The sequence below is a fragment of the Vibrio jasicida CAIM 1864 = LMG 25398 genome (assembly GCF_000400365.1).
GTDB lineage: Bacteria > Pseudomonadota > Gammaproteobacteria > Enterobacterales > Vibrionaceae > Vibrio > Vibrio jasicida.
On the sequence record NZ_BAOG01000003.1, the window covers coordinates 249290 to 273124 of the forward strand.

19 protein-coding genes and 2 pseudogenes are annotated in these 23835 nt (G+C 41.7%); 15 read left to right on the forward strand and 6 right to left on the reverse strand.

Translation table 11 applies throughout. The features are described from left to right. Positions 1–105: 105 nt before the first annotated feature. Together VJL_RS01150 and VJL_RS01155 are read left to right on the forward strand one after the other, a co-directional pair. The gene (locus VJL_RS01150; RefSeq protein ID WP_038874921.1) at positions 106–2535 is read left to right on the forward strand and encodes a M64 family metallopeptidase; all 2430 of its coding nucleotides are present in this window, start codon (positions 106–108) and stop codon (positions 2533–2535) included. A gap of 79 nt (positions 2536–2614) precedes the next feature. Continuing rightward, entirely contained in the window at positions 2615–4324 is a 1710-nt protein-coding gene (locus VJL_RS01155; protein WP_038875094.1) for a S8 family serine peptidase, read from the forward strand. Positions 4325–4419: 95 nt separating this feature from the next. Here the strand turns inward: VJL_RS01155 and VJL_RS01160 are convergent, their stop codons facing one another. Beyond that, positions 4420–6927, reverse strand: coding sequence for an Ig-like domain-containing protein (locus VJL_RS01160; RefSeq protein ID WP_038874923.1), 2508 nt, complete (start codon positions 6925–6927; stop codon positions 4420–4422). 11 nt (positions 6928–6938) lie between these two features. Next, positions 6939–8051, reverse strand: a complete 1113-nt coding sequence (locus VJL_RS01165; RefSeq protein WP_038874925.1) for an OmpA family protein — start codon at positions 8049–8051, stop codon at positions 6939–6941. Between the two features lie 726 nt (positions 8052–8777). Between VJL_RS01165 and VJL_RS30520 the strand changes: the two are divergent. From VJL_RS30520 to VJL_RS01175, 3 genes and pseudogenes are all read left to right on the forward strand, one after another. Further along, a pseudogene (locus tag VJL_RS30520) lies at positions 8778–9485 on the forward strand (PAS domain-containing protein); the annotation flags it as partial. Between the two features lie 105 nt (positions 9486–9590). After that, positions 9591–10010 (forward strand): annotated as a pseudogene (locus tag VJL_RS30525) (methyl-accepting chemotaxis protein); the annotation flags it as partial. 518 nt (positions 10011–10528) lie between these two features. Next, complete coding sequence (locus tag VJL_RS01175; RefSeq protein WP_038871201.1) at positions 10529–10732, forward strand: hypothetical protein; 204 nt, start codon at positions 10529–10531, stop codon at positions 10730–10732. A gap of 6 nt (positions 10733–10738) precedes the next feature. On the opposite strand, the gene VJL_RS01180 is transcribed toward VJL_RS01175, so the two are convergent. After that, positions 10739–12019 (reverse strand): mechanosensitive ion channel family protein, encoded by a 1281-nt coding sequence (locus VJL_RS01180; RefSeq protein WP_038874929.1) that lies wholly within the window; start codon positions 12017–12019, stop codon positions 10739–10741. A 294-nt stretch (positions 12020–12313) separates the two neighbouring features. Between VJL_RS01180 and VJL_RS01185 the strand changes: the two genes are divergently transcribed. From VJL_RS01185 to VJL_RS01195, 3 genes are all read left to right on the forward strand, one after another. After that, complete coding sequence (locus tag VJL_RS01185) at positions 12314–12877, forward strand: HdeD family acid-resistance protein (RefSeq protein WP_005427746.1); 564 nt, start codon at positions 12314–12316, stop codon at positions 12875–12877. A 329-nt stretch (positions 12878–13206) separates the two neighbouring features. After that, positions 13207–13662: a putative pterin-binding protein gene (locus VJL_RS01190; protein ID WP_038874932.1), complete on the forward strand. Its 456-nt coding sequence runs from the start codon at positions 13207–13209 to the stop codon at positions 13660–13662. A gap of 8 nt (positions 13663–13670) precedes the next feature. Then, a complete protein-coding gene (locus VJL_RS01195) occupies positions 13671–14696 on the forward strand; it encodes a diguanylate cyclase domain-containing protein (protein ID WP_038874934.1) in 1026 nt (341 codons plus the stop codon). Positions 14697–14707: 11 nt separating this feature from the next. Here VJL_RS01195 and VJL_RS01200 read toward each other — a convergent pair whose 3' ends face one another. From VJL_RS01200 to VJL_RS01210, 3 genes are all read right to left on the reverse strand, one after another. Beyond that, positions 14708–17128 (reverse strand): putative bifunctional diguanylate cyclase/phosphodiesterase, encoded by a 2421-nt coding sequence (locus tag VJL_RS01200; protein ID WP_038874936.1) that lies wholly within the window; start codon positions 17126–17128, stop codon positions 14708–14710. Continuing rightward, positions 17129–18157, reverse strand: a complete 1029-nt coding sequence (locus tag VJL_RS01205; RefSeq protein ID WP_038874938.1) for an ABC transporter substrate-binding protein — start codon at positions 18155–18157, stop codon at positions 17129–17131. It lies immediately after the preceding gene. A 130-nt stretch (positions 18158–18287) separates the two neighbouring features. After that, positions 18288–19193 (reverse strand): DMT family transporter, encoded by a 906-nt coding sequence (locus VJL_RS01210; RefSeq protein ID WP_038874940.1) that lies wholly within the window; start codon positions 19191–19193, stop codon positions 18288–18290. Between the two features lie 120 nt (positions 19194–19313). On the opposite strand from VJL_RS01210, the gene VJL_RS01215 reads away from it, so the two are divergent. The 7 genes from VJL_RS01215 to VJL_RS01245 all read left to right on the forward strand — a co-directional run bounded on the left by VJL_RS01215 (position 19314) and on the right by VJL_RS01245 (position 23761). Then, positions 19314–19796: a MarR family winged helix-turn-helix transcriptional regulator gene (locus VJL_RS01215; protein WP_010647662.1), complete on the forward strand. Its 483-nt coding sequence runs from the start codon at positions 19314–19316 to the stop codon at positions 19794–19796. Between the two features lie 185 nt (positions 19797–19981). Continuing rightward, positions 19982–20416, forward strand: a complete 435-nt coding sequence (locus tag VJL_RS01220) for an Mpo1 family 2-hydroxy fatty acid dioxygenase (protein ID WP_009706035.1) — start codon at positions 19982–19984, stop codon at positions 20414–20416. A gap of 15 nt (positions 20417–20431) precedes the next feature. Continuing rightward, positions 20432–20632, forward strand: coding sequence for an MAPEG family protein (locus VJL_RS30450; protein WP_349292929.1), 201 nt, complete (start codon positions 20432–20434; stop codon positions 20630–20632). Positions 20633–20779: 147 nt separating this feature from the next. After that, positions 20780–21328, forward strand: coding sequence for a class IV adenylate cyclase (gene cyaB, locus VJL_RS01225; RefSeq protein WP_038874942.1), 549 nt, complete (start codon positions 20780–20782; stop codon positions 21326–21328). Between the two features lie 139 nt (positions 21329–21467). Continuing rightward, a complete protein-coding gene (locus tag VJL_RS01230; RefSeq protein ID WP_038874944.1) occupies positions 21468–21797 on the forward strand; it encodes a hypothetical protein in 330 nt (109 codons plus the stop codon). A gap of 216 nt (positions 21798–22013) precedes the next feature. Next, complete coding sequence (locus tag VJL_RS01240) at positions 22014–22628, forward strand: sugar O-acetyltransferase (RefSeq protein WP_038874947.1); 615 nt, start codon at positions 22014–22016, stop codon at positions 22626–22628. A gap of 185 nt (positions 22629–22813) precedes the next feature. Continuing rightward, positions 22814–23761 (forward strand): DMT family transporter, encoded by a 948-nt coding sequence (locus tag VJL_RS01245; protein ID WP_038874950.1) that lies wholly within the window; start codon positions 22814–22816, stop codon positions 23759–23761. Positions 23762–23835 lie beyond the last annotated feature (74 nt).

Here is a 23835-nt window from a genome sequence, read left to right on the forward strand (position 1 = left end):
CTCATTATCAATAAATGATCTTTTCAATTGCCGAGGCCAATGCCTTTGGGCAAGGGCACGTTGTACTTGTTAGTCAGGTAAACGCTAGGAAACAAGGAGAAAAATATGATTAAACCAAAATTGAAGTTACTTGCTGTAGCACTATCGTGTTTCAGTGCTGTTCCGCAAGCCGCTTTAGCTGATGTTCACATCGGAAAAGAGTTCCAGATCGAAGTGATGAGAGATGCCTCAAGGGTGGCATATACCGCAGAAGAACTGGGGCTAGAAACACCCGCGCTTATCGCGATCGAAGTCCTTAACGACGCTCATCAGCGTGTTGGGCTACTGCATATTAAAAGCCCTTTATACTTGCAGTTTGAAGAATTTGAAGAGCAAACAGGCGAATTTGTCGCGGCCCATGAAAAGTGGTTTGAGCAGGGAATGGTGAGTTTAGATCATGCTCAGCAAGCGACGTTAGAGAGAGGAAGTTCTGTTCGCTTCTACAGTTTAAATGAGGCTGGCGAAGTTATTGAACTGCTCATGGTCCAGCCAAAGCGTTTGGCTTCCCTTCGAACAAGCAGTGTTTCCACGTCTGCCTATAAATTTATTGATAATGGGTCTCCAAATGAAAAAATCGATTTAGTTTTGTTAGGAGACGGGTATACCGCTGGAGAGAAAGAAAAATTCCGAAGCGATGCAAAACTGATTACCGATGGTTTTTTTGCTAAATCACCTTACAGCGATTACCGAGACTATTTTAACGTTTGGTTAATCGAAAAAGCTAGCCAGCAATCAGGTATCGGTATTGGTTCTCCACTCGACGGCAGCGCGTTCAAAAGCTATTTCCCTGACAGTTCAAGCCGATTGTTGCTACTCAAAGATCGTTTTATTTCGTTGAATGAAGCTAAGGCTGCCTTGCCGGAATCCGCGACTGAGATTTTCCTTGTTGTCTCCAATACAGAAAAATACGGTGGAGTAGGTTACGGAAATGTCGCAACCATGTCGACTCACAGCAGTGCGGTTGGACTTGCCTTACATGAAGTGGGTCATACCTTCGGCAAGCTTGCGGACGAATACAGCTACGGCAACTGTAATCTGAATGGTGAACCCTCTGCAAAAAATGTCACGATGCAAACCAGCAATGTTAAATGGTCGCATTGGATGGCACATGATCATCAGGTTGGTCTGTTCGAAGGCGCGCAATACTGTGCGACTGGAAAATATCGTCCGACCAAAAACTCCTTGATGCGCGCTTTAGGAACAAACCTTGAGTTTGGCTCAGTGAATAGCGAAGCTTTGATCCTTAAAATGTATGAGACGATCAACCCAGTTGCTTTAGTTTCTCCTTCTTCGAGTACGGTCGCATTGGAAAGCGAACGAGTTTTCAGTGTATCGACTCCTATTCCAACTGACAGAGTAGCTATTCAATGGTCCTTAAATGGAGATGTTCTTTTAGAAGGTGATCAGGCTGCAATAACGGTAAACCCGACAAACCTCGACTCTGGAAGTCATGTTCTAAAAGTGGTCGTGAAAGACACGACTGAAAAAGTGAAACGTGACCCAAGCAACCGTCTTATCAGTGAACGTCAATGGCAACTGAATGTCGCTGATGATCCTCAACCAGAGCCTCAAAACCGTTATCGTTACGCACGCTTTGTTATTGATTCAGAGATTAAAGGACAAGACTTTGCTTCTGTGGCAGAACTGACTTTTGTTGACCAAACTGGCAGCACAGTGTCTCCGGCGAACATTAAAATTGTCTCGGTTTCTAGCCAAGAAACTCAATATCCACGTCCGGCAAGCAATGCCATTGATGGTGACCCTGACACGTTTTGGCATTCACGTTGGAGTCAATCTCCTGTGGGTAAAGCTCCACACGAAATCATCATCGACTTAGGTCAAAGCGTCGCGTTATCCCGAGTTGAATATCTACCGCGACAAGATGGCAACGTAAATGGTACGGCCAAAGATTACAGACTGTACCTTAGTAATACCGTTGGGCAATGGGCATCACCGGTGGATAGCGGCTCGTTTGCACCGAATACGGAAGAAAAGGTGATGTTGGTGGAGTCAAAAGGTGAGGAAAACCAAGCGCCTAACGCTATTGTTTCTCGCTCGCAAGGTGAATTGACAGGATCGGGAACCGTGATGTTAATAGGTGAAAAGTCTAATGATCCTGATGGTGACGGTTTAGTGTATCAATGGCAGCAGACTTCTCCTAAATCTCCCCTCGCAGTTATTGAATCTCCTAAAGAAGCAAACACCCAAATGCGGTTTGCTGGCAGTACGAGTGAAGTCACTTATCGATTTACCTTAACCGTCAGCGATGGTGAGCTTTCGGACTCTGCAGAAGCAGTGATTACGCAGAAAGCGGAAGCGATGCAATCAAGTCCAAAATGGGACGCAGGTAAAACATACGCAACGCCGTGTGAACGCGTTTCTTGGAAAGAGAATGAATGGGAAAACCAGTGGTGGACTCAAGGCACGGAGCCGAGCTCGGATGGAACATGGGGTGTTTGGCGAAAAGTTAATACTTCGAACAATCAGTGTTCTTAAATGCAATGTTGCAAGAAACCTAAATTAGAAATACTAGCCATAAATTACGTATTTCATGGAATCTCATAAGGGTGAAAACATGAATAATTACAAGAGATTATTTCTTTGCGTCTTGCCTATTGCGCTGCATTTACCAGCCAATGCATCTCAACGTGAAACTTACATTGTCCTCCTAGATGATGCGAGTTCACCAAAGAAAATGACGCGAAGTACACAGGTTAATTCTGTCAAAGAAAAAGCAAATCAAGTATTGCAACGTTTGGCGAACGTGCCTGAATCGGTTCACACACGTTCGTCCCGAACTCATGCCCCCTTGGCTGATAGTATCTACCAAAACCTCAATAGCTTCTCTGTAAAACTATCGACAGGTCAAGCCGAGAAGCTAAAAGAGATGACGGAGGTTAAAGGTGTTTATCCAGACGTTATCTTTAGCGCGGACGGTGTACATCGCCAGAATTCACAACGAGTCGCTTCTTGGGGATTAGACCGTTCTGACCAACGTGAGCTGCCTTTGGATGGAGAATACGAAGTAGGGCCATACACTGGAAAAGGCGTATCAATCTATGTTATCGACTCAGGTATCGATTTTTCTCATCCGGATTTTGGGGGGCGTGCTCAATCTGGTTGGGACTTTGTTGATAACGACAGCGATGCTTCTGATTGTCATGGCCACGGCACTCACGTTGCGGGCACAGCCGCTGGGCGTCAATATGGTATCGCACCGGGAGCGGATATTTATTCTGTGAGAGTCTTGAATTGTGAGAACAAAGGTTGGGGAAGCCAGATCCTTAACTCTTTTGATTGGGTCATTGAACATGCTAAGCAACAAGGTCAGCCAGCTGTCATCAACTACAGTATTTCTCGAAGTACTCGTTGGGCTCCACTCGACCAAGCGGTTGATAGGCTTATTACTGAATACAACCTGCCATTTGTACACGCGGCGGCGAACAATAACACCGATGCCTGTACCAAAACACCTCACTCTGAATACTCAATAACAGTTGGGGCATCCACCAACGACGATTACCGTTGGTATAGCTCTAACTGGGGGGAGTGTGTCACGTTGTTTGCTCCAGGAGCAAACATTATTTCCGCCCGCAACCATGGTGGTTATCAATCAATGTCCGGTACCTCAATGGCAGCACCACATGTAGCTGGTCAAGTTGCACGATTGCTAGAAGTGAATCCTAAAGCATCGCCGAGTGAGCTAAAACGCTTGCTGATAGAAAATAGCACGGCAAATGCTCTGTACAACGTGGGCGACGGTTCTCCAAATCGTTTGTTGTACATCAAGAGTGAAGACAGTACAGACGTAAACCAACCTCCGGTCGCTGTCGCAACCAGCAACCAATACGAACTGACAGGTGCTGGGACGATAAGTCTAACTGGGGATGCTTCCAGCGATCCGGATGGCGACCAATTGATGTATCAATGGCAGCAACTCGCTCCTTCAAGCCCTCTTGCTATTATTGCATCACCTTCCGCCTCGAAGACGAATGTAGGCTTTGATGAACATGCGGCCGACATTACTTACCGCTTCTTATTAACGGTCAATGATGGCGTAACTTCTGATTCCACTGAAGTGAGAGTGGTGCAAAAAGCAAAACCTATCACCCCCAACGGTGTTCAATGGGAGTCGAGCAAAACTTACGCTTCTCCTTGTGAGCGTGTCTCGTGGAAAGGGAGTGAATGGGAAAACCAGTGGTGGACAGTCGGTAACGAACCGGGTGCTGGAGGCATATGGGGTGTGTGGCGAAAAGTTGGAGGTTCGAATAATCGATGTGGATGAACGCGATTTTTCAATAATGAATTAAATAGCGGTTGAGCCAATTAAAAAAGGATGGTCGTTTACAGCCATCCTTTTTATAGCTTAAGTGTTAAGCACTATTTGTGTTCACAGATAACAAATGCATGCGAGTCAGGGTCTTGTCCTGAAATCTCGAATTTCGCTGTATCATCGTTAAAGAACACAGAATCGCGGTATTTAAACCAAGAGTCGGGCTCACCGGTACTCATTTTTGTCGTCCAGAAATAACGGAAGTTGAGTGGCCAAGTTGATGTTTCATCATTGCCTTCATTCAAGTAGGCCGCTAGCGATGTTGGATTTGATACCAAATCCTCACCTCTCAGTTGACACTCAGCAATGGCTACTTCAACTCCTACCGCAGCATAACCATAAATATCAGGGCCAGGTCCTGGCATTTGAGTTGTACCTGTACTATCGACATAGACGATCTCTTCTTTTGTATCTTCCTCGTATGTGGTTTCATCTGCTAATAATGGACGACGATATGGGCCAACTACATTCAATGCTGTTGTTGCATCTAGCGTTAAACCATCAAATTCTCCAGATACGGTAATATTGGTGCTACCTAGCTTAATCCCAGTAACTGTGCCTTTATCCTCAGCAGCGTTAGAGACAGAAGCTAATGAGGTATCTTCTATTACCCAAGTTGAACGGTCATCTGCAGTTAAATCAGTAGTGTTGCCATCAGATAGTTCTCCAATCGCCTTCATTGCTAATGTTTTTCCAACAGCGACTTCGTTATCTGTCGTGTCTATAGAAATACCAACAATAGTCGCATTGTTAATGGTGAGTTCTCCTGATGATTGCCAGTTCTCTCCGTTAACGCTTGCTGAGGCTGTGATGCTGGTTACACCGACAGCAACGCCGGTAGCAACACCATTTCCGTCAAGTTCTCCGTTTGTTACTGTTGCTACCCCGGTGTTGCTAGAGCTCCAACTTACTTCTGGGTTATTCGTTACATCGAGTGATGTCGAATCGGAAAGCGTTGCGGTTGCGATAAAAGAAGTAGGCAATCCAAGTGCCGAAGCGCTGATTGCAGGTGTCACTTGGAAATCAGTAATGACAGCCTTAGTAACTTCTAAATCTGCCGTTGCTTGTAGGGATTGACTACCTAATACTCCGGTGGCAGTTATCGCTGTTTTGCCTACGGATTCACCTTTTACTATTCCTTTGCCATCCGCATCATTGCTTACTGTTGCGATAGTTGCTTCACCTGTAGTCCAGCTAATTGCGGCATTGTTTGTAACATCCAATTCACTGTCGTCAGAGAAGACTGCAGTTGCGGTAAATTGCTTGGTTAACCCAACAGGAGTGTTTGCTGATTGCGGTGAAATAATAATGTTCGTTACGACCGTCGGTGTGACAGTCAATGTGGCACTGTCTGAGAATCTCTGTGCTCCAACCACACCAACGGCTGTTACTGTTACATTACCTTCTGCTACCGAAGTCACTATCCCTTTATCAACCGTCGCAATAGAACTATCACTGGTTGTCCAACTAACAGCTGTGTTCTTTGTTACATCGAGAGATGTTCCGTCAGATAATTCGGCTTGGGCAATGAACTCTTGTGTTAAGCCTTCCGGTAGGGTGGCTGTTTCTGGTGTTACTGAAAGGGCAGTTACTGTCGCAGTAGTGACTGTGATAGCCGTGCTGTCGGTATACTCTCTCCCAGCGACGGTAATTGAGGCTATGACATCTACTGGCGACGTGTTCGTTTTTTTAGCGTGGATAGAACCCTTGTTGCCCTCTGTATTATTAACGTCGAGCACTGTAGAATCTGTTGTTGTCCAATCTGCTTCTTGCGTTACGTCCTTTACTGAGCCATCTGTCAGAGTGACTTCTGCTTTTAATACTGTATCTAAACCTACAGGTATGGAAGTTGCGTCAGGGGAGACATTGAAGCTTTGAATTGTGGCTTCATTCACTGTCAATACTGCTGTGTCGGAAAACTCTTTGTCACCTACCATACCTTGCGCTTTAATCTCAGACGTACCCGCAGTTAAACCCAAAGCTTGTCCTTTGTTGGTACCATCATCATTAATTGAGGCAACTGCTGTATCGCTGCTACTCCAAGTTAATTCGGGGTCTTTGGTAACATCAATGACTTGCCCGTCAGACATAATGGCTTCGGCTTTAAATGCTTGGCTTAATCCCTTCGCAACAGAAGCAGTTTTTGGTGTCACGAGAAGCTCGGTGACCGCAGCATTTGTGACAGTTACATTTGAGGTATCCTCAACGATAGAGCCATCTTTGTTGATGCCTTTTGCAGTAATAGTTACTTGCCCAGTTGAAACACTGGTTAATAAACCTTGATTGTCGATAGTTGCAATGTCGTTATTGGAAGAGGACCAACTTAGTGAAGGGTTGGACGTTACATCGACAGTTGTACCATCATCTAACGTAGCAATTGCCTCGAATTGAAGTGGTAGCCCAACAGGGATCTGAGCATTTTTAGGAGTGACAACGATGGAAACTGCTTGATGAATTCCCCCGTCTGGTACATCGACCAGCCCTTCATCTCCATTGTTACATCCTGCTAAAAGGATGCTGCACAATGAAAGGCCAAATAGCCATAACTTCTTCATTTTGTTACCTCTTAGTTCGTCTTATTTGGCTTGTCAGTAGCTTCTAGAGTTTGATTAATTGTTGTGTCGAATCGTATTTCAACACGACGGTTTTGAACTCGCCCTTGTTGCGTATCATTTGAAGCAACGGGATTTGCTTCACCTTTACCGACGACGGTTAAGCGAGATGCATCAATGCCTTTTTCTGTTAGATAGGCAGCAACTGCTTTAGCACGTTGCTCTGATAAGCGTTGGTTGTAAGCTTCAGAGCCGTAATTATCGGTATAACCTAGGATTTGTACTTTATCTTCAGGATAGGACGTGAGTTGTTCTACGAGTAAATCTAGCGACTGATTCGTGACAACAGTAGTAGAGTCAAACGCAAATAACGTTTGTGCACTGAGAGAGAGCGGTTTCTCAATAGTTACATAACGAATCGCTGGTTCAATTGATGTAGGCTCAATGATGGGTGCCTGCTGATTGAAGTGATACGTTAATCCAATAGACGTGAAGTGGGAGTCTGCTTGTCCCACGTTGCTATCTCCAATTCCATCAATGAATTGATATTCGCCTCGTACCGACCAGTTTTGGGAAAGTCGATAGCTAACCCCTAATGAAGAGAGTACGTTCCAGTCGTGACTACTTGAATCTCCCTGAATTGTAGAGATTTCTTTCTCGATATATTGGTATGCACCCCCTAATCGGGTAAACACATTTATACGTTCGGTTAGAGGATAATCTAGCTTGACTGCAATTTCTCCGCCATAAACGTCTGCAGAGACATTGCCTATGGAATAACGAGCATCTGGTGAACCATAAGATGTTGCTCCACCTTCAAGAGCAAACCAAGAATTGAATTGATAGCCCCCGTATAAGCCATAGCCCAAAGTATCATCGGTGCAATCTAAAGCAGAAGTGCCACATGCGCCATCATAAGCAGCCCAGCCAAGACGTCCACCTAAATAAAAATGTCCGTTTTGAAAAGGCGGCAACTGGTTTAAATTTTGGTTCGAAGCTGCCAAGAGTGTTGTATCGGTAGAATCTTGTACAGAAGAGCTGGGGGAAGCGGTTGATGGCTCAGCGTGAAGCATTGGTATGTAAATTACCCCCGTAGCGACCACTAAGCTGCGAAAAATTAAGTTCATATTCATCTCATTTATATTAACTGCGACTATTTGTGGAAAGGGTTATCGTTTGCTTAATAAGGTCGAGTTAACTTATCTATGTATCTCAAAACTTAAAAGCAGCAAAAATAAACCCTTACTTTTATGATGGTGAATTATAATCAACTTAATGAATAGACTCTGGATCGCAAAAAACACAAAAAAAGAACATCTGGTGATATTTAGGAAAAAACCTACACTTAATTGTGGAAAATTTGTTTGAATTTGTAGGGGGTAAATTGAACCAGCCCAAGCCAGGCTACATTACAAATTTTATTAAGCTTTAGTCTGTTAGCAATGTTCAATTAACTCGGTAGTGCCATTTGAGCACATTCATTTAGTATGCTTTAATTTTCTTCTATATTTGTTGCATATAAAATTAGCATGATATTTTAAGTTAGATATTTATTGAAAGATCTGGGAAATGGTTTTTAACGCTAAACAATAAATTTGGGAAATAAATCAAATAACCAACAAGGTAAGAATTAACTGACACTTTTCTGCGCTCAGTCTGATTCTGCACAGAGATTAAGTTCAATAAAGTGGCAAGAGTTATCGAACAGGGATGTGATTATATTCCGTTATAGGGTGAATGATCCCTTCCGGCGGTGATGACAGCTTCTTTAACTCACCATTACAACTACATTGAGCGAGCGATCTCCTATGTTTTTTAAAAAGAAAGAAGAAATAAATATTGTCGATGTGAATATGGACTTTGTCAGGTCGTTGTATTCATCGACTGCCGTCATTGAATTTGATCTTCAAGGCCATGTTTTAGAGGTCAGTGACTCTTTCCGATCTTGCATGGGATATGAAAGAACAGAGGTGCTCGGTAAGCATCACTCAATGTTTTGTTCTCGAGAATTAGTTTCATCACAAATTTACTCAAATTTTTGGGATGACTTAAGAGCTGGAAAAGAAAAAAGCGGTGTGTTCTCTCGAAGAGATAGAGGAGGAAATGAGGTATTCATTGAGGCCACATACTTTCCTATTATTTCTCAAGGTCGGGTTGATAGAGTTGCCAAAATCGCTTCGGATATTACCAAAGCGCATACAACTAGTATGAATAACCAAGATCTCTTAACAGCATTAGACAAAACCTTTGCAGTGATCGCCTTTAGTCCTTCTGGGGAGGTGCTAGATGCCAATAAGGCATTTCTAGATACTTTGGGCTATTCGAGAGAGCAGGTGATTTTGAAACATCATCAAATGTTTTGCTTTGATGAGTTTTACAAAGAAAACCCAGACTTTTGGAAAGACTTACAAAATGGAAGATCCTTTAGCGGCCGGTTTTTGAGAAAGTCATCTATCGGAGAGAAGGTTTGGATTCAAGCATCTTACAACCCAATTTTTAATGAGAAAAATGAGATGTATAAGGTTGTTAAGTTTGCTACGAATATCACCTCAGAAGTGATGAGAGAACAAGAGTCAAAAGACGCATTGTCGATTGCTTGTAGTACATCTGTTGAGACAGAACAAGTTGCAACGGATGGTAAAAATTCAATCCATCAAGTTCAAAAGCAATCATCTGCGGTTGTGGAACAAGTGGCAAGTTCTGTTGCTTTGATTGATACGCTTAATGAGCTTTCCGTAAGTATAGAGAATATAGTCCAAGTCATCGGCAGTATCGCAGACCAAACCAATTTGCTTGCTTTAAATGCAGCAATCGAGGCCGCGAGGGCTGGGGAGCATGGTCGCGGTTTTGCCGTAGTTGCAGATGAAGTTCGTGTTCTTGCGTCGAAAACATCGAGCTCGACAAATGAAATAAGTAAAGTGGTTTCGGACAATCTTGCACTTACCAGTCAGATCTCAGCATCGATGCAGTCTATTCGTCAATCTTCTATTGAGACTGATGAGCAACTGTTACTGGTCTCTTCAGTCATTGATGAAATACAGAGGGGAGCAGAAAATGTGGCAAAAAGCATGTCTAATCTGACGTAACTTTTGTAATGAAAGTAATAGTCAAAATCTTCAAATTAGACCTGCATATTTGGTCGATGGCTGTTCACTAAACAAGGGGGACGATCACAATGGCGACGTTGAGGTACTTGTCCCTGTTGCGAAAACATGTGGTCGAATGACTCATGCACATCGGTGTGAAGGACGAAGAGATTGTTGGTAATTAGAGCAATCGATGCAGATTAACAGTTAACACTTGCTCTGGTTTAAGAGGGTTTTTCAGAGGTTAGGCGCCTCATTTTTACTTACAGAAGCGTATTTATTACCGATAACTTATCAATTTTTATAGAATTTAATCATTCTGTTTATCGTAGGAAAAATCAGACAGAAACCTTTATTTTCAACGTATTAATGATTTTTCACACAATAATTTTGCGATTCTCGTAGGCATTCCGTTAGAAAAGTTCTGTCGTATGCTATCCAGACCACAGGAAGTATTTGCAAGAATTCTCGCTAACGCTAGTTAAGATGTTGGTCGGGAAATCATAATGAAAGATAAAATGGAAACGTATTGGGTTCAGCTTGTTGATAAAGCAAGTACGGCATCCGATCTGTCGGATTTGACTCGCTCGAGACTGCGAGGGTGTATAGGGAAGTATGGATTGCGTTACAAGGTGGAAGGGGGTGTATTGAGTGAACATCGCTACAACCGTAAAAACCTGGTGAACAGCATGGAAGGTGAAGCCGAAACTTCACCATCCTAAGCGTCTTTATTTTGAGCGGCTCTTCGTTTGCTCCAGCGTGATATGAGTTGCATCATTGCTGGTCAGCATTTGATACGGCCTTAGGCCAAAGAGTGGCATAATAGAGTAGATGTGATCAAACAAGTCCGCCTGAACGCCTTCGTAATAAGCCCAGTCGGTGTTATTCGTGAACGCATAAACTTGGATTGGAATCCCTTCGGGTGTCGGCTCTAACTGCCTCACCATAATTAACATGTATTGATGGATGTCCTTGTTCGCTTTCAAATAAGCATTCACGTACGCACGGAACATTCCTAAATTGGTCATTTGACGAAGGTTACCCAACGCAGGTTCCTCGCTCATTTCATCATTGTAGTCATTGATCTCACGAGACTTTTCGTAAATGTACTGACGTAGAATTCGAATGTTCTTGAGCTTTTCGATTTCTTGCTCAGATAAAAATCGAATTGAGGTGACATCAATATTGACGGCACGTTTGATGCGTCGACCGCCGGAGTCGGACATGCCTTGCCAGTTAATGAATGCATTTTGAACCAGTGCGTAAGCTGGAAGCATACTCACTGTGTTGTCGAAGTTTCGAACTTTTACTGTCGTTAATGAAATCTCTTCTACCGTACCGTTGGCGCCGTATGAGTCCATCTGAATCCAATCATTCAAGCTGATCATGCGGTTTGCAGAAAGCTGAATACCCGCGACAAACCCTAATATCGTGTCTTTAAACACCAGCATGACAAAACCTGTCGCGACCCCCAATCCAGAGAGGAAGATAACAGGGGATTCATTGGCCAATATCGACATCGATACGACAACACCTACAAAGAAGGTAAAGAGCTTAATAAGCTGAACAAAGCTCTTGATTGGCATTTTTCTCGTAATGCCTTTAAAGGTGGCAATGTCATTCAAGGCATCAAGTAGGGCGAAAATCATCCAAATAAAGATGACCAAAATCGAAATACTTAAAATGCGGTCAAAGATGTTGGCTAACCAGTCATAATGACCAACGGCTAATGGAATAAAGACATCCAAAACCATAATTGGAATCAGCAGTGAGAGTTTTTCTAAAACATCGTATTTCGTAAAGCTGTCTGCCAAGGGTTTATTGGTTTTTTGCAATACATTGTTGGCAGAGCGAACGATAAGGTGGTGAACAATCAAATAACTGATCGCAGCAGCAGCGAGGCTCGACAAAATAAAGACACTGGTGAGCTCTATTCCGTATGGATCGCTATTGATGCCAACGGCACTCAGCTTTTCTGAAATGAAAGTGCGAATATGATGATCGAGCAAAATGTCATCCTCAAAACGGGCCTGAAAACTGGGAGTGAGAATCTCAAAACAAAAAATCAAGCAGCAAGCGTTAGAAAGCCGCCAATCCTACTCCCCATCTCTTTGTTTTGCACTGCTTTAATCTAACAATCGTGAATCTTATTATTCAAAAATAGTGTATAGGCGATGATGTGATACGGGTTTAACATCCAATTCTGCAAACGGGACACGTATTTCTGTTAAGTCTGTGAACTCTCTACGGTTTTATTAGACTAGACTGAAAAGGCGGCTTGCGTTTAATTTAAGAGGCATTCAATGGAAAATTCTAATCAATCACAACAGCCTACATTCCTATCTAAAGGCTGGAAATACTTCGTTATCGTTGGCGTTATCATTGCACTAATGGGCATTGGTGCAATGAGTTTGCCTGTTTTGGCTGGCGTGACGATCTCGACCATCGTTGGTGCGGTTCTGTTGTTCAGTGGTCTGGTTCAGGCATACCACACGTTTTCCATTAACGTTTGGAAAGAGAAACTTTGGTACGTCTTAAGTGCCGTTTTATATATTGTTGGCGGTTTGTTTATCCTATTTAAACCACTAGCAGGCTTAGTAACCATTACAATGTTGATGGTGATTGTGATGATCTTAAACGGTTTGACTCGTATCTTCTTTGGTTTGAGCAACCGGAGCCTACCAAGCAGCAACGTGATTGTATTCAGTGGCGTAATTTCAGTGCTTATCGGTGGTTATTTCTTCATGTTGCTCGATGATCCTGCATTCTCAACTACGCTATTGGGCACATTTGTGGGTATCTCGCTACTGATTGAAGGCATCAGCTTCATCTTTATGGGCTTACAAATGAAAAAGCTTTCCCAATAAAGACGCTATCTAGCGCTAAAACTTTGTGAAATAGAGAATGTCTGCCGATTTGGTGGGCATTTTTTATGGGAAACATAAGGTAATTAAGCTAGCTCACTCTGATTTATCTGGTTGCGTTTTATGTTGGAGGGCTGAACAGACTTTACTCTTGTATGCGAAAACATTCAGGAGGCACGATAAGATACAAAAACGGTGAGTCACATCGAGGAGTAAGAAATCGAGAAAAAGATAAAAATGACGTAACGCATTGTATAAATTTCAGAATGAGAAAGATGGCCCCAATAAGTTCGACTAAAATAAAAGGAGGATGTGACTGATAGGATAAAAAGATGAAAAAGAAGATTTTTATACTAATGACTCTTTTCTCACTGATACCGATAACAAACGCTGAGCTAAATGTTTACGACAGTTCCGGTGAAAAACATATACTCAGTACAGAAAAGCTATTAAGCATGCCGCAAAAAACAATAACCACAAAACTCCCTTGGAATGAAACTGCTTCTGAATATCGTGGTATAACAATGGACACTCTTTTAACTGAAGTCAATGTGTCGATTCATAAACAAGTTACATTTGTTGCTTTAAATGACTATAAAATTTCAGTGCCAAAGGAAGATTTCAGTGAATACGAGCCAGTTATTGCAATTAAAGAAAATGGCAAACTTATGTCAATCAGAGAGAAAGGACCATATTGGCTCATTTTTCCCGTGTCTACTCACCCTGAGATAGACAACACCGATTATCATGCAAAAATGATCTGGCAAATCAAAGAAGTGCACTTTTAGGGGGTGGAATGTTTAAATTTTTATCGTTAGGAATGTGTAAAATTATATTGTCTATAACAATATTAATTACTCTTTCAATCAACATATACACTGTTGATCGAATCAATGAAATCAATGAAAAGTTTTCAAGTCGTCAGAATGAGGCGACTTGGTTCGTTTTTCAGTTAGTAAAGGAATATTCAAACTTTTTAATGATGAGCAAGGTAGATAACATCGACTATCGAAAATTATGGATTTCTTATGATATAACTTGGAGTCGGTTCGATATTCTTTTGAATAGTAATGAATCATCAAACTTCATCAAATCAGCGAATTTTAAAGAGCACTTTAGAACAGAGTTCGATAATTTTAAACGACTTGAAAGTTCATTGTCGCTTCTGAAGAGAAATGAGATAACTCAGGATGTTTTCCACAAGAAAGTAGATATAACATATCATAATCTAGTTCAGTTTATTAATGAGAAGTTCAGGCTTCAAAGTCCAGTTATCGAAGAAAATACATTAGCACTATCAAAATTAATATTAATTCATAAGGTTAGTTCCATGATACTTGTAGTGTGTTTTATTTTTGTTATTTTATCTTTTTATGCTGATTTTTCGGTGAAAAAAAGTCTATCGACCAATGATCACCTTACTGGTTTTCGCAACAGATCTTCTTTGATGAATTTTCTTAAAAATGACAACCACAATGTTGATAATTATGATTTGTATATCGTAAAGATTAGAAATCTAATGGATGTGAATCAGAAGTACGGAGCGGAGTACGGTGATTTGGTTATCAGATCAGCAGCTGATTCGTTGTCACCATTAATTCCCAAAGAGTCGTTTTCATTTCGAAGTAGTGGTAGTCAGTTTATGTTTTTTGTGCCAAAGAAAAAAAGTGACGGTAAAAAAATTCAAGAAGCAATAAATAATGTTTTGGATAACTATATCCCAGTAGGTAATTTAGAGATTATAATTGATTCGATAGTAAGATATAAAAATGACATAAATAATCAAGATATGATGGAATACATATCCAACATGAGAGAGTAGTGATGTCATACCTAAGGTTTACTTTTACTATTATTAATTGCGACTACAGTTTCTTTAGATAAACTTTTAATAAATTTATCAGGTTTATGATCAGAAATAAAATTGATAAACTCTTGCATTGTTAGTGGCATGCTAAAATAATAACCTTGAATCAAGTCACAATTGATCTTTCTTAAGTATTCATATTGTTCAAATGTTTCAACCCCCTCTGCAACTACCACCGTTTTACATGAATGACCAAGGTTGATCATTGAGTCGACCATTCTTCTATCTGCTTGATCAGTTACGATTTTATCGATAAAACTTTTATCAATTTTCATCTCATCAACTGGATAATGAAGTAATTGATTGAAAGCAGTGTAACCAGTACCAAAGTCGTCCAAAGATACTTTGTGCCCAATAGCGCGTATATTTTCGATGGTTTTAACAGTTAAGTTTGTACTTTTGACGTAACTGGTTTCTGTAATTTCAATTGTAACATCACTAGCAGGGATGCCATATTCTTCGACGATCTTCTTGAGATTGCCAGAAAAGTTGCGATTATATAATTCCATCGCTGATATGTTGATGGAGATAGTACCTTGGTACTTGTATCTGTCCTTGAGCGTTTTTAATGATTTAATTGCATTTTTTATTACCCAAATATCTATTTCTGAAATGAGATTGCTTTTTTCAGCAACAGTAATAAATTCATCCGGTCCAGCATTGATGTCAAACAAAGCAGGGCAGCGTATTAATACTTCTGCTCCATCAATGCTTAGCGTATTGGCATTAAATATTGGCATGAAGCGTAACTCAAAGTTGTTTGACTCACAACATTCTATTAAGCGTTTCTCTATTGTATCTTGACGCTCTAGTGCATGCATCAATTCTTCCCCAAAGACTATTCGACTGTCTCCATCACTTTGAAATTTTGCTTCATGTAAAGTTGCATCGATGCAACGATGCCATATTGATATGAAGTTTTTAGTATCAAAGTTTATTATGCCTGTTGCTAGCGAAAGTTTAAATCCGTAGTAATCTAGAAATGCAGTTCCTGTTAATTTATCATTAATTTCTTTTATGACATCATTAATTTTATCGCCTTCTATTGTCTCAATGACTGCGATGAATTGGTTTCCGCCTAGTCTAGAGATTGAGTAGTCACTATTACTGAATCCAGTTTCGTTTTGTTGCAGTTGTAGAACATCTTTTAAAATGCTTGAAAAGTTTTTCAATACATTATCACCTACTTTAGAACCATATAGGTCATTTATTTTTTTAAAGTCTATAATATCCCAGCAAACTAGATAACAATTTGATGTGGTTGAGCTGTTCAATCTTACTTCAAGATATCGAATAAACGAGCGTCTATTTGCTAATTTAGTTAACTGGTCAAACTCGGCTTCAAACTTTAGTTCGGTTAGAGAGTCAATGTAAGCATTTTTTAATGTGTCAACCTCATTCTTGCCGGATGAACGCTTAAAGTATCTCAATCTCATACCACCAATGGAGATGTCTTCTAACAGTTTTTCTAGAGGTTTTATTAATCTATTTTTTATACTTAGATGAATGACTATGAAAATAAGAAACAATGAGGTTGAAGTAACCGTAATTATTTTTATCGCAATGATTTGGTTTTCTTTTTCAAATAACTGATTGTTTATTATTATGTTAGATTTAAAATGCTCGCTTGTCATGGTTACATGAGTTTTATCATCGCTATTCTTAATCGACTCAATGATAAATTTTTCTCGACTTTTTTTTTCTATACTCTTAGATGGCTCAAGAGAAAATATAAAGTGGTTATTATTGTATTTTGAAATTAAGTTAGATAGTTGAACCAGAGGTCCGTCAGTGATCAAAATATACCTGTTCTTACTTTCTTTTACACGTTTGTCTTGAGGTGATAAATATGGGTCTATCGCTGTTACATAAGCATATCGTAATCGGCCGTTGAACGATATGTAAGAGAAGCCTTCACTAAAATATTTCTCTTTATTTAACAATGATGTGTATATGTCAAAAACCTTGTCATAGACTTTATCAGGCATTTTTAATGGTTCAAATGGGTCGCTTCTTAATGTTGAAAGAGTGAGTTCGAAGTGTGGGTCGATGACGTATATATTTCGTTGGCCAAATTGATTAACGTCGCTTTGATTTAATAATCTGAGAATTCTTTTTTCTAGAAGAGAGAATGTTGTATAGTCGTCTGAGTTTTGAATATAACGCAAGAAATGCATTGAACTTCCAACTTCTTTTGCTAGTAATGAAAGGCCTAACTGTTCATACTCTGCAGCTACCAAGGCGGTGTTTACGTCAAATTCAACTTTATCTAAGTACATATGCTTAGCATGAGACGTCGCAAGATTATAAGTGACAAAACCAACAAGCATCGCGAAGAACAATAAGGTTGGAAGTAATATTAAATACAACTTTATTAGTATAGACATTTAATTTCTCAAGCTTTCAATTATTCGATTTCGTATTTGTATACTTTTCGGGGGCAATGTTTTGTATAAGTGGCTTCTTTCAATAATGCTTTCTCCAGGGAACAGCTCCTTGTCATTTTTATAAGCATCAGTTGTCAATGATTTGGCTTTTGAGCTTGGCGTAGCAAACCAAGCATCCATTGCATTCTTAGCGGCGATTTCTGGTGTTGATAAGTAGGAGAGGGTCGTTTTAACTTGTTCAGACAATTTACCATTATCGATGGCGGCGATGCATTCTAACCAGAGTGTTGTACCTTCTTCTGGGACTGAGTATGCCCAACTGTCGTTTTCAACTTCATTGAGTACATAGCTGTCGCCAGAATAACCATATGCTAGATCTATATTGGCTAATCGCTTGGGGTCATCGATGTAGTCTATAATGTACTTATTACTATCAAGAAAAGTTTTCTGATTTATAAGGGTTTGATAAGCGAGGCGTAGTTCTTCAATGTCGTTAGTGAAGGGGTCGAGTTCATGAACTAGTAATGCAGCCCCAACGAGGTCGGTGGGCTCATAATACATACTAATTTTGCCTTTGGCTTCTGGTTTGGGTTCGAGAAGAGTTTTCCAAGAGGTTGGCGTATCGAATGAATCGACACGATAGAGTATACCGCTCGTTCCCCATGCGTAAGGAAGCCCCCAAGGTCCACAGCCATCAAGCCATTTTTTGTCAAAGTTTGATGCGAGCGTCTCTTTGAGATCTGATAGATCGTGAAATATATTCTGATTGGCTAACTTTTTGAGTTGTATGCTTTCTATAATAACAAGTTCAAAAGCACCTCTTCGTTCACTTAAGAGAACTTCATCTCTGATTGATTCATCGGAAAAGAATTGTTGTTTTAGCGTAATATCATGCAGGTCACTGAGTTGAGAAATAACTTCTTCTGAAAGGAACTCATCCCAGTTGTAAAGGTAAACTTCATGCTTCTGCGCTGTTGATTGATTTGCAAAACACAAAGATAGGATGAGTGCTACTTTGTTTAGTTTCATTTCACCTTCCTCTGCCTGACAATACGTGCCTATATTAAATCGTAGTCTATTTTGGCAGTTGCACTGAAATGTCTCACACTTTTTAATACCAAACTGAGCATATACATACGTTTCGCTTCTGTATGCTTACTCAAAGAGTCACATTGGGTTTTATCAAAACCTTATCGCGTCTTTGCTTCAACGACATCACCAGTTGCGGAACGAGTGACATCAGGATCATGCCTAGCATTAGGCTGTATTGAACGGGAGTGAAGCTTTCGCCCATCAATACTAAACCAGAAACAATGCCAGCTACTGGGTTTGCGATACCACCGAAGGTAAAGTCCACCACAGACATGCGTTGTAATAGCCACACGTACATGCCGTAACCAAGTGCGGTGTTAAGGACGATGACCCACAATAAACCACCGACGTTTCTTAATGATGCGTTTTGTAGGGCGCTCACATACGGCTCTGGATTAAAGCTCGCAAAGATGGCTGCGGCGATAGAAAGAATGATGCCGCCTAAAATGAGCTGCCATGTTAGCACCGTCCACCAGTGCATTCTTGCACCAAGCGACTTAGTGACACTACTGCCGATAACGATACACATGATTGCAGATAGCATAGCGATTAAGCCAATTGGGTTGAGTGTGATCGAACTAGGATCAAACAGGAACCACGCCAGTGCGATCAGAGCTGCGCCGCTTATCCCTTGAATCAAACTTGGTTGTCGCTTGTACACAACCCAGCCAAACAGCATCGCGAACACAGGGACAGAAATCATACCCACTCCGGAAATTGCAGAAGGCAAGGTCAACGCCATAACAAAGATGAGTCCGAAGAAGAGGGCGATATTGATTGTGCCGAGTACCAGTAAGATCTTCCAATCTTGTTTCTTTGGTAATGTTGGTTTGATAGCAAGCAACAAAAGGCCTGCCGGCAAAGCGCGCAGGGCGCCAAGCAACACTGGCGGCCAGTCTGGCAAAGTAAATTGTGTCACGGCGTAAGTGGTGCCCCAAAAAAACGCCGGAATCATCGCGAGTAAAATGTTCATGTTAAATATCTTTACGTTGAGATAATTTATTGTAAAGGTACGCTCGAGATGGCTTTTTGTAAAGTATCTTTATGTTAAAATAAATTCGTAAATCAAAATGTCTTTGGAGATGAAAGGGTAATGGACGCAATTGACAGAGTGGTAAGCCAGTGGGCTAAGGAAAAGCCGGAGCTCGACACCGAACCGATGGCGATCATGGGGCGTTTGATGAGAATCGCAAAGCACATGGAGAACCACGTCGCCGAGCTGCACAAACGTTACGACCTCAAAATGGGCGAGTTTGATGTATTAGCAACGCTGCGACGCAGTGGTCAGCCATATCGTTTAACGCCATCGGAGCTGATTTCATCCATGATGCTGACGTCCGGTGCCATGACGAATCGGCTTGATAAGCTAGAGAAGAAAGGTCTGATTGCACGTGAGCACAGTAAAGAAGACCGCCGCAGCGTCACTGTCGAACTCACAGAAAAAGGTTTCGAGTTAATTGACTCACTGATAGAGCAGCACCTTCAAGCGCAACATGAGCTGATGGGGTCTTTGAGCAGTGCAGAAAAAGGGCAGGTTAATCAGGCGTTAAAGCTTCTCTTGCCGCAGTATGAGTAATCGAGAACCTATAACCTAGTGGTTGCTAAACTAACGAAAGCGCAGCGTATTTCATTGGGATATCAGTAACATAGTTTGTGCTTGGTCACAGATACTTTGTTTATTATCAATATCTTCGGACAAAAACTCGCACCTTTAACTCGTACCGACTATATAAATGTTATAGCGATGTTAAAGGTGAAGTTATGCGTGAACTCTCTGAATGGTTAGAAGCCTACGGTGAAAGCCATCAAAACCCAATCAATCAAAAGATTCATAAAGTGGCGGTGCCGGGTATCTTTTTATCCGTGGTTGGGTTGATTTGGTCTATTCCGCAAATTCCTTTGTTTGGATTCAATCTCAATTGGGTGTGGGTCGTTGCTTTACCCGCTTGGATCTTCTACTTCCGGTTGTCTCTTAGCGTATTCATGATGATGATTGGCTACACCGTTGCGTGTATTGGGCTAATCTGGTCGATGGACATACTCGGTTGGCCAGTTTTACAGATTTCGATGTTACTGTTTGGTGTGCTTTGGATTTTCCAGTTTATCGGGCACAAAATCGAAGGGAAGAAACCATCGTTTTTTGAAGACGTTCAGTTCCTTTTAATCGGGCCAATTTGGGTGTTTCGTAAGCATTAATTAAATGGGGAAGCGTTGGCATTTTATAGCGCAACCAATCTTGTCGTTAGTTTGAGTGGTGTTCCATGGTCTGATCTCTCCATGCCTGCGATTGTGTTTGCTTTTACCCGAATGACTCATCCCGTCATATACATTGCGGATGTTGCCATCGGCAGGACTCTGGTCGTTATCGCTGGCATCGCTAGTTGTGTGTATATGCGTTCTCTCGCGTTTTAAGTTTTGTGCCACGTTTTGCACAAAGTTATCTTGTGTTTCAGACCTCTCGCGGAACTCATGCTAATCTTTCGCCAATTTTAAAAGTCCTTTCACCTTGTGAAAAACAGAATAAAAAGTCGAAGCGAAGAGTTGTAGAGAGGTAGTCGCGTGAGTGCACAAGATCATTTTCAGGGTCAGTTTGAAGTTGAATTGAAATACCGAGTGAAAGACAAGCGAGCGTTTTTAACCGCGCTAAGCAGCTTACAACACGAGGTGATGTTCGAAGACAACCAAGAATCAGATTGGTTTTACGATACAGCTGATCGCAAACTAACCAACGAAAACAAAAGCTTGGTGATTCGTGAAATTGAACCATCTGGCATTAAGCTTTGGATTGTTAAAGGGCCGGAAGAAGATCGTTGCGAAGCGACAGACATCACCAAGTCTCATGCAGCAAAAAGCATGTTGGAGAACATGGGTTACGAGGTCATCCTCCATACTAAGAAGACTCGCAGTATCTACTTTGTCGGTGAATTCCATATCACACTTGACCGCCTTGAAGGCATCGGTTATTTCGCAGAATTCGCGATCATGACTGATGATGAAAGCGCACTAGGACGCTACAAACAAAAACTGCAAGCACTAGCAGGCATGTTTGGTTTGGATGAGTCCAACAGAGAATTGCGCTCATACAAACAAATGTGGACCGCTCAGTAAAATCCCCGTCATATCTTGTTGGTCTGACAAGCAACTCCCTCCAATCGCACTATGATTAAAGTAGTGCGAACTTGCCGTCTCGCACCACCATTCCATTTCGCAGACTGATGGTGACAATGTCACTTAAACGGAGGGGGAAATGTACAACCGCGAGCACAAATACGTGTATTGGCGAGAAGAGCGCAAGAAAGGCAAATGGCACTACATAATGAAGTCTTTCTTGATGATTTGCTGTGCGTTGTTGGTTGGCAAGGTTATAGGCTTGTTTATCTTTGGTGAGCTGCAAACGGTAAGGGATATTACAGAGCAGTTTCCTGCCGATGTTTTCATCATGATGCTGGTGGGGGTCCCCATTAGCGTTATTGGTTGGTATCACGAAGAGTCGAAATTCTTCCGAGCCTTAAAGCGCCGAAATAAGAAATTTAAAGCGCGCTTGGAAAATCGCAAGAAAACCAACAAGCCAGTTTAGAAAGATGCCGCAAGATTCGAACTTTGCGGCATTTTTGATTTTTGTTCGCATTTCCAATTGTGGCTCGAATCCCTTTATCTTCGCCCATGTTCCTTCGCTAATAATTTCTTACTTTCTTTCTTGGATGACGCATGAATTTCATGACTTTTGGCAAGCCTTTCTTATCCTCACTCTGCTAAATTTCAACCAAGAACGTCCCCCTCAACAGGAATAATAATGGATAAGAAAACCATGTTGCACAGCCAAAAAGTCTACTTCTGTAATGATGAAGAGTTGGCGGCAATGCAAACCGAATGTCTTGAGACCTTATACGATTACAACCACACACGTCCTTCGGAATCAGAAAAACGGGGCGAGATACTCGGGCGTCTGCTCGCGTCTGTAGGTGAGAATTGCTACATCGAACCGCCTTTAAGAGCGAACTGGGGCTGTCACACTTACCTTGGCGACAATGTTTACGCGAACTTCAATCTGACTTTAGTCGACGATACCTACATCTACATTGGGAATAGCGTGATGATTGGACCTAATGTAACCATTGCAACGGCAGGGCACCCAATCGATCCCGATTTGAGACGAGACGTCGCGCAGTTCAATATGCCGGTTCGAATTGGAGATAACGTATGGATTGGTGCGAACTCGGTGGTATTACCGGGTGTGACGATCGGAGAAAACTCGGTGATTGGCGCGGGCAGTATCGTAACTAAGGATATTCCTGCCAATGTGGTTGCCGTTGGTAACCCGTGTCGTGTGCTCAGAGGGGTCGGACAACACGATAAAGAGTACTATTTTAGAGATCGTAAGCTTGAACAAAATATGTTCAATGGTTAGTCTGAACCTTCTACCCGAATAGGAAAGTAAAATGATCATCCGCACAACCAACCTCTGGTGGCTCCTCCTTCTAATGCCAAGCAGTCGGTAGGTTGAGTTGTGCCTGGCTGCGAGTAGATGCAGCCAGAATCGTATTCTATCTCGTAGCCTTGTATGAACAGAAAATGTGTTATCAAGGAGAGACAATGAATACGGCATCCGAATCCAATCCACATTCAGAAAACAAGCCAACTAAGCCCTTCAAACAACCGATCAATTCGGTCACATTAGGCGTATTGTTTGCACTCGCGGGAACATTACTTTTTTCTATCAAGCCCATTTTCGTCAAAATGGCCTATCAGCATGGTGGTGATGCCGTTAGCATCATGACGCTGCGAGCGATGAGTTCATTGCCCGTGTATCTTTGTATTTTGTTTTGGATGCTGCGTAAATCTGAACATCGGACACAAGTGAAAAGCCACGGATTAAAAGCTGCGGCAATTGGTGTGTTGGGCTATTACTTAGCTAGCTATTTAGACATTACTGCACTTAACTATATTTCCGCTCAATTGGAGCGCTTGCTGCTTTTCCTATTTCCAACGTTTGTTGTGTTGATCATGTGGTTAACGCAAGCTCAAGTACCTAATCGTAATATCATCATCGCGGCTTTGGTTGGTTATGTAGGCGTTGGATTGATTGTTGCCCACGACCTTTCTCAATATGGGGTTCAGATATGGTTAGGTGGTGGATTAGCAGTATTGTCTGCGTTTGTCTTTGCAGTTTACTTAGTGATGAGTAAAGGGAGTATCGCCAAGCTTGGTAGTACAATCTTTACTAGCATCGGGATGGGCAGTGCGGGTGTAGCGATTCTAGTTCACCTGGTTTTCAGCGACTTAGATCTACAAACATTGAGTCATGAACTTATCATCATTGGTGTATTACTTGGATTGTTTTGTACTGTGATTCCGTCTTATTTGATTGCTGCCGCGATGGCGAGGTTAAATCCGGCGCATTTAAGTTTGGTGAGCAATGTTGGCCCTGCAATGACTGCGCTTTGCGCGATTCTGATACTGGGTGAGTCTTTTACTTGGTTTCATGCCGTAGGGATGACTTTGACGATCCTCTCCGTGGTGATGATAAACCGAAACAAGTGATGTGTTGAGTGAATAAATCAAGAGACTTCAAAGCAGAGCAGGTCGAGAACGTTCGACCTGCCTTGTAGTTAACT